Below are 7,258 nucleotides of genomic sequence, written 5' to 3' on the forward strand. Positions count from 1 at the left end.
ACCCGGACCTTGAGGTCGTCGGCCAGGCGCCGAGGATTGGCCCGCTCGGCAAGCGAGTCGACGGTGGCCGCCAGCTGGTCCCGGGCGACGTCGATGTCCTGCTTGATGGCTTCGGGGTCCCGGTCCGCCACTGTGTCCTCCAAGTCGCCCACTATCCGGCTCATGCACCTGCCCGAACTACCCTAGATCAGCTGGCGGTAACCCCGACGCTCCGGTGAACAGAAAGGGCCCCACCTTGACCGAGACCACGCGGCTTGCACCGGGCGACAAAGCGCCCTCCTTCAGCCTGTCCGACGCCGACGGCAACAAGGTATCGCTGGCCGACTACAAAGGCCGACGCGTCGTCGTGTACTTCTACCCGGCCGCCTCGACGCCCGGATGCACCAAGCAGGCGTGCGACTTTCGCGACAGCCTGGCCGAGCTCAACGAAGCCGGCCTCGACGTCATCGGCATCTCCCCCGACAAGCCGGAGAAGCTGGCCAAGTTCCGCGACACCGAGAAGCTGACGTTCCCGCTGCTGTCCGATCCCGACCGCAAGGTCCTGAGCGCCTATGGCGCGTACGGCGAGAAGCAGATGTACGGCAAGACGGTCACCGGCGTGATTCGTTCCACCTTTGTGGTCGACGAGAAGGGCAAGATCACCGTCGCGCAGTACAACGTGAAGGCGACCGGCCACGTCGCCAAGCTCAGGCGCGACCTGTCCGTCTAGTTCGAAGATGCGATGTCGTCGAGCGCAACGGGCAATCGTTGCCTAGCAGGTGACGGATGGGCCACCCTTCATGGGGCAGTAGGGAAGGCAGCTCACCGACGTTGTTGAGACGGCGAACGCCAGCAGCACCGCAATCAAGATCCTCTTACCCCTCATGGCCTGCCTTCCTAGGAGGGCGGCTGTACGCACACGCGACCTTTCCGCTTACCGACGATCAACCGATGACGGCGGCCTCGTGGTACTCGGTGATGGGCCGCGCGATCCCCTGTTCGTCGCAAACGCGCTGCAGTTTGTGGAGCGTTTCGTCTATCCCCGGTCCGAGCCGCTTGCCGGGCGTGAAGGTGGCCGGCAGGTGCTGCATGCCCTGGATCACGCCGATCGTCGGATAGTGCACGGTTCCCTCGGGGTCGCAGCGGTAGTCGGGCATCCGGTCGAGCACCGCCATGAGCATCGACTTGAACACCACCCGCGCGACGTTGGAGCCGATGCAGCGATGGATGCCGAGCCCGAAGCTGAAGTGCCGGTTGTTCTTTCGGCTCAGGTCTAGGCGGTTCGGATCGGGGAACACCGCGGGATCACGGTTGGCCATCGCCCAGGACAGCCACAGGCGATCACCCTCCTTGAACCGCGTGCCCGCTATTTCGAGATCGGCTGCGATCGTGCGGCCGTCGCCGGGAGCGGGCGTGAAGTATCGCAAAAATTCTTCGGTCGCCGAGTCGAGCAGCGTTTCCGATTCCTGCCTCAGCAGCTCGCGCTGCTCGGGATTTTCGCCCAGCCATTCGAGCGCGTGCGCCGTCAGCGCCGTCGTCGTGTCAAAACCGCCGCCGATGATCAGGCCCAGCATTCCGAGCAGTTCGGCGTCGGGGGCGGGTTCGCCGTCGATCTTCAGCCTCGCCAACGCGTCCACAATGCCGGGCCGCGGGTTCTCACGGATCTCGAGGAGGTGGTTGAACAGGTCCGCCCCCATCGCCATCGTCTGCTCCAAAACCCTTGGGGCGTCCGGTGAATCGGCGGGCGTGTAGACATTGGCGTGCGCCGGCTCGCAATACAGCTGCCATTTCTTCAGCGGAACGCCCATCATCGCCAGGGTCAGGACCGCGGGCACGACGTTCGCGGGATCGTCGACGAAGTCGATCCGCCCGGCTTCGATCTTCTCGTCGATGCTGGCCCGCACGATCTCGTCGACGAACGGCTTCCAGCGCTTGACGGCCGCCGGCGACAGGTAGGGGTTGAGGATGCTGCGGTAGGCGGAGTGCTCGGGTTCGTCCATCTCGAGCATGCCGCCACGGACACCGGTGCCCTGCGGCAGCGTCGGAATCGTGATGCCCTTGTAGCCGGTGCCTTCGCCCGTGACGTCGTGGTCGTTGGACACGTGCGGGCAGCGCGCGAGTTCGAAAACCTCCCGGTTGCCCGCGGCCACCCAATGTCCGTCGTAGGTGTCGGTCCACGCCAGCGGGCACTTGGCGTGCATCTCCTCGGTGATCGCTGTGAACCGCTCGCGGTACTCGGGGGTGTGGCGATCGAAGTGGTAACGGTTGGTCTTGCGGGCGTCTCCGGTCAGGGTGTTTTCCGTACTCACGGTGGCGTCTCCTGCGGACGAGTGGCTGCGGCTAGAAGCAGTATGCGACGAGACCGTCGTTCTCGTTCAGCATTCGGGGGGCCAGTTTCGCGGGCAGCCGCAGTCGCCCCAGCCCAGGTGGCCAGCAGCAGCGCCTCGTGGCGATCGCCGCGCGTTCCAGCACGCCCCGGTGCAGGCTCTCGTTGATGCTCTGCGGCCGCGCTGCGAGGTCCTCCACGTCGGTGACGAATGGTCTTCGGTTGGGGGAAGGCGGCGGCCGATTCGCCTCTTAGCAGCGACGAGTCAGTGTTTTAATCGGTCCGTGGGGCAACCAGTTGGGTACCAAGCCAGCGAACCCGAGCGTTGGCTGGCGACCATCGGCGACATCTCGTTCTCGCCGCACTGGGTAGCGACGCCAACCGGTACGCACCCGATAAAGGGCACGGTGTGGACCGTGACCGACATGTCGCACTACTCGGAGGGAATCTCCACCACAGGCGTTGTCCTCTGCATCATCTTCGTCTGGTTCTGCCTGCTGGGACTGCTTTTCCTACTGATGAAGGAACGCAAGTACGTGGGCTATATCCAGGTCACCGTTCAAGGCAGCGGGTTCTTCCACTCGACACTGCTTCCGGCGGGTGGACCGCAAGCGATCATAAGTGTTACCCAGCAAGTGAATTACGCGCGGACGCTGGCTGCCGCGGCCTGAGCAGGTGTGCCACGACAATGGCTGTCGGCGGGGAGACGACCAGACACGTCGCGCAGTTCGCCGCGACTCGTCCCTCTAGCCCAGGTTGGCCAGCAGCAGCGCCTCGGCGATCGCGGCGCGTTCCAGCACGCCCAAGTGCAGGCTCTCGTTGATGCTGTGGGCCTGCGTCGCGGGGTCCTCCACGCCGGTCACCAGGATCTTGGCCCGCGGGAAGGCCTCGGCGAATTCGGCGATGAATGGGATCGACCCGCCCATGCCCATGTCGATCGGGTCGGTCCCCCATGCCTGCCGGAACGCCTGGCGGGCGGCGTCGTAGACGCTGCCGGTCGCGTCGACGGCGTAGGGCTCGCCGATGTCGCCGCGGGTGACGCTGACGTGCGCGCCCCACGGCGCGTGCCGTTGCAGGTGGGCGGTCAATGCGTCCAGGTGCGCCGCGGCGTCCCCACCCGGCGCGACGCGCATGCTGATCTTGGCCCGCGCCCGCGGGATCAGCGTGTTGGACGCCTTCTCGATGGGGGTGGTGTCGATGCCGATCACGGTGATCGCGGGCTTGGCCCACAGCCGCTGCGGCGCCGAGCCCGAGCCGATTTCGGACACGCCGTCCAGCAACCCGGAGTCGGCGCGTACCCGCTCGGGCGGGTAATCGACTGGGGCGGCGGTGCTTTCGTGCAGCCCGGCGACGGCCACGTTCCCGTCGTCGTCGTGCAGAGTAGCCAGCAGCCGCACCAGGGCGCTGAGCGCGTCGGGCACCACGCCGCCCCAGATGCCGGAGTGCAGGCCGTGGTCGAGGGTGGCCACCTCGACCACGCAGTCCACCAGGCCGCGCAGCGCGACCGTCAGCGCCGGGATTTCGGTGCTCCAGTTGTCCGAGTCGGCGATGACGATCACGTCGGCGGCCAGCGCATCGCGGTGCGCGGCCAGCAGCCGGCCCAACGACGGCGACCCGGATTCCTCTTCGCCCTCGACGAACACCGTCACGCCCACCGGCGGCTGCCCGCCGTGCGCCCGAAATGCCGCCAAATGTGTTGCGATGCCGGCCTTGTCATCGGCGCTGCCACGGCCGTAGAGCCGGCCGTCGCGCTCGGTGGGCTCGAAGGGCGGCGAGAGCCACTGGCCGCGGTCGCCTTCGGGCTGCACGTCGTGGTGTGCGTACAGGAGCACGGTCGGCGCGCCGTCCGGCGCAGGATGGTGCGCGATGACGGCCGGCGCTCCCCCTTCGCTGACGATCTGCACATCGCCGAAACCGGCCTGCGCCAATAGATCCGCGACGGCCTGCGCGCTGCGATGCACCTCGTCGCGGCGGCCGGGGTCGGCCCACACCGATTCGATGCGCACCAGGTCTTCCAGATCGCGCCGCACCGACGGCAGCACCGAGCGGACGCGCTCAACCAGATCGCTCATGGGATCGAGGCTAGTCGGACGTCGTCTCCAGGATCGCCACCGCGGCGGCGGTATCCCCTTCGTGCGTCAGCGAGACGTGAATCGTCACGTCGGCCAGGTGTTTGGCGATGTCGCCGCTCAGTCGAACCCGCGGGCGGCCCCACATGTCGGTGACCACCTCGATATCGCGGTGGATGTCCTCCGGAAGCACCGGGCGCTGGGCGAACCGCGATCCCGACCACGCCTTGATCACCGCCTCCTTCGCCGCCCAACGGGCCGCCAGGTGACGCGCCGCCGACGAACTCTTGTCCGAGGCGTCGCGGCGCTCACCCGGGGTGAACGTCTCGGAGAAAACGGTTCCCGGCTGGTCGACCTGCTCGGCGAAATCAGGGATGGAGACGAGATCGATCCCCACACCGACAATTCCCATGGGTCGCCAGGCTAACGGACCGACGTCATCCGGCAGAGACCTGGTAGGCGTCGCCGTCACCCAGGCGCGAATCCGGGTTCAGCAGCATCGCGGCCTCCTGACGCTTTTCCGACTCGTCATGGTCGAAGCGACGGTTCGGCGGCCGCTCGTACATCGGCGCGCCACCGGCGATCGCCGACGCCAGCCGCCGCTGACCGGCCAGCAGGCGGGCATCCGCGCGCCGCTGGTAGTCCGCACGCTGCTGCGGGTCGAGCGCGGCGACGAACGCCTGCGGATGCACGAGCGCAACCAAGCCCGAAACATGGCCGAACCCAAGGCTGGTCAGCAACCCCGCCCTGAGCGGGAACTTCTCGCCCAGCCGCAGGGTCTCGCGCACCCACACGAAGTGGGCCGAGCCGGCCAGTTCGTCGTCGACGCAGTCCAGGCTGCGGTTCGGTGGGATCACCCCGTCGCGCAGTATCTGGCACAGGCCCATCATCTGGAAGACCGCCGCGCCACCCTTGGCGTGCCCGGTGAGGCTCTTCTGCGACACCACGAACAGCGGAGCGCCCTCGGACCGGCCGAGCGAATCGGCGAGCCGCTCGTGCAGTTCGGTCTCGTTGGGATCGTTGGCCAACGTCGACGTGTCGTGCTTGGAGATCACCGCGATGTCGTCGGCGCCCACCCCGAGCTTGGCCAGCGACCGCGCCAGCGCCGAATCCTTCCCGCCGCGACCGGCGCCCAGCGCGCCCAGCCCCGGCGCAGGGATCGAGGTGTGCACGCCGTCGGCGAACGACTGCGCGTAGGCCACCACGGCCAGCACCGGCAGACCCATCTTCAGCGCCAGGTCGCCGCGCGCCAGCAGGATGGTGCCACCGCCCTGCGCCTCGAGGAATCCCAGCCGGCGACGATCGTTGGGCCGGGAGAACTTCGAGTCGTGGATGCCGCGGCCGCGCATCATGGAGGTGTCGGCGGTGGCCGCCATGTCACCGAAGCCGATGATGGCTTCCAGCGTCAGGTCGTCGAATCCACCGGCGACCACCAGCTCGGCCTTGCCGAGCCGGATCTTGTCGACGCCCTCCTCGACCGACACCGCCGCGGTCGCGCAGGCGCCCACCGGGTGGATCATCGCGCCGTAGCTGCCTACGTAACTCTGAATGACGTGTGCGGCAACGACATTCGGCAGAACTTCTTGCAGGATGTCGTTTGGCTTGTTCCGGCCGAGCAGGTTGCCGTGATACATCGTCTGCATCGACGTCATGCCGCCCATGCCGGTGCCCTGCGTGCTGGCCACCAGGCCCGGGTGCACCCACCGCATCAGCTCGGCCGGGGTGAATCCCGAGGACAGGAACGCGTCGACGGTCGCGACGATGTTCCACAGCGCCACCCGGTCGGTGGAGCTGGCCATGTCCTGGCTGATGCCGAAGACGGTCGGGTCGAACCCGGTGGGAATCTGCGCGCCGACGGTCCGCGACAGCTTGGTCTTGCGCGGCACCCGAATCTCGGTGCCCGCCTTGCGGATCACCTGCCAGTCGCTGGCGTCGGGCACCGGCCGGATGATCGTGTGTTCGGGATCGAACTCGACGAACGCGCGCGCGTCGGCCTCCGAGGACACCACGAACGCGAAGTCCTTGTCCAGGAACACCGACACCAGCAGCGGCGAGGCGTGATCGGGGTCGATCGCGCCGTCGTCGACGAATTCCCGGATGCCGCAACGCTCAACGACGGCGTCGTGATAGCGCTCGACCAACTCGGACTCGTCGACCAGGTCACCGGATTGCGTGTCGTACCAACCGGGTTGGGGGTCGTCCTCCCACCGGATCAGGCCGGTGGTCCAGGCCAGCTCCAGGACGCCGGCCGCCGACAGCTCGTTGTCGACCTCCATCTCGAAGCGGGTCCGCGACGAGCCGTAGGGCCCAAGCTCCGCGCCACCGACGATGACCACCAGGTCGACCGGGTCGACGTCGAGGTCCGCCCATTCCGGAGGCGGCGCCGGGGTGAAGCCACGCGGCGGCGACGGCAGCGCGGCGATGGTGCCCTCGGCGGCGGCCTCGTCGGCCGCGTCGTCCGATGCCGACGTGGCCTGCTCCCGGGCCTTGGCGGCCAGCTCGGCCATGTCGAGGTTGGCCTCGCCCAACCCACCGGTCAGGTCCGCCTTGATCGGCGCACCCGCCGCGGCCACCTTCGACTCGACGTCGCAGAGGGACAGCAGCATTGCCGCCATCTCGTCGGTCGAGTAGGTGGTGACGCCGGCCTCCTCGACCGCGTCCACGATCGCGTCGTTGTGGCCCATCAGCCCGGTGCCGCGGGTCCACCCGATCAGCGCGTGCGCCAGGCTGACCCGGGCCGCCCAGGACGACTCGGCGTGCCAACGACTCACCAAGGCGTCCAGCGCCGACTTGGCCTCGCCGTAAGCGCCGTCGCCGCCGAACATTCCGCGGTTCGGTGAGCCCGGCAGCACGACGTGCAGCCGGGACGCGATGTCGCGCCAAG

The 7,258-nt window shown here is 67.9% G+C and carries 8 protein-coding genes; 2 read left to right on the forward strand and 6 right to left on the reverse strand.

The window, feature by feature from the left end; genetic code table 11:
- Nucleotides 1–131: DUF3618 domain-containing protein (locus tag A5646_RS27730; RefSeq protein WP_156748726.1), on the reverse strand; the 131-nt coding region annotated here is incomplete at its 3' end.
- A gap of 104 nt (nucleotides 132–235) precedes the next feature.
- On the opposite strand from A5646_RS27730, the gene bcp reads away from it, so the two are divergent.
- Entirely contained in the window at nucleotides 236–709 is a 474-nt protein-coding gene (gene bcp / locus A5646_RS03425; protein ID WP_066862589.1) for a thioredoxin-dependent thiol peroxidase, read from the forward strand.
- Between the two features lie 214 nt (nucleotides 710–923).
- On the opposite strand, the gene A5646_RS03430 is transcribed toward bcp, so the two are convergent.
- Nucleotides 924–2,288 (reverse strand): cytochrome P450, encoded by a 1,365-nt coding sequence (locus A5646_RS03430; protein WP_067019860.1) that lies wholly within the window; start codon nucleotides 2,286–2,288, stop codon nucleotides 924–926.
- Between the two features lie 31 nt (nucleotides 2,289–2,319).
- Nucleotides 2,320–2,505 carry a hypothetical protein gene (locus tag A5646_RS30335; RefSeq protein ID WP_067019863.1) on the reverse strand — a complete coding sequence of 62 codons (186 nt, stop codon included), beginning with the start codon at nucleotides 2,503–2,505 and terminating at the stop codon, nucleotides 2,320–2,322.
- Nucleotides 2,506–2,589: 84 nt separating this feature from the next.
- Here A5646_RS30335 and A5646_RS03440 point away from each other — a divergent pair, with 84 nt between their 5' ends.
- The gene (locus A5646_RS03440) at nucleotides 2,590–2,976 is read left to right on the forward strand and encodes a hypothetical protein (RefSeq protein WP_066862580.1); all 387 of its coding nucleotides are present in this window, start codon (nucleotides 2,590–2,592) and stop codon (nucleotides 2,974–2,976) included.
- A gap of 75 nt (nucleotides 2,977–3,051) precedes the next feature.
- Here A5646_RS03440 and A5646_RS03445 read toward each other — a convergent pair whose 3' ends face one another.
- From A5646_RS03445 to A5646_RS03455, 3 genes are all read right to left on the reverse strand, one after another.
- The gene (locus tag A5646_RS03445; protein ID WP_067019866.1) at nucleotides 3,052–4,377 is read right to left on the reverse strand and encodes a dipeptidase; all 1,326 of its coding nucleotides are present in this window, start codon (nucleotides 4,375–4,377) and stop codon (nucleotides 3,052–3,054) included.
- 10 nt (nucleotides 4,378–4,387) lie between these two features.
- Nucleotides 4,388–4,786 carry a holo-ACP synthase gene (locus tag A5646_RS03450; protein WP_066862574.1) on the reverse strand — a complete coding sequence of 133 codons (399 nt, stop codon included), beginning with the start codon at nucleotides 4,784–4,786 and terminating at the stop codon, nucleotides 4,388–4,390.
- 25 nt (nucleotides 4,787–4,811) lie between these two features.
- Nucleotides 4,812–7,258: beta-ketoacyl synthase N-terminal-like domain-containing protein (locus A5646_RS03455; RefSeq protein ID WP_304441918.1), on the reverse strand; the 2,447-nt coding region annotated here is incomplete at its 5' end.

The organism is Mycobacterium sp. 1245499.0, from assembly GCF_001673615.1.
In the GTDB taxonomy this organism is placed as follows: domain Bacteria; phylum Actinomycetota; class Actinomycetes; order Mycobacteriales; family Mycobacteriaceae; genus Mycobacterium; species Mycobacterium europaeum_A.

What these genes read in the sequence shown, in the direction of transcription:
- A5646_RS03445 (WP_067019866.1), bottom strand. Translation starts at nt 4,377, where the DNA reads ATGAGCGATCTGGTTGAGCGCGTCCGCTCGGTGCTGCCGTCGGTGCGG.
- A5646_RS03450 (WP_066862574.1), bottom strand. Translation starts at nt 4,786, where the DNA reads ATGGGAATTGTCGGTGTGGGGATCGATCTCGTCTCCATCCCTGATTTC.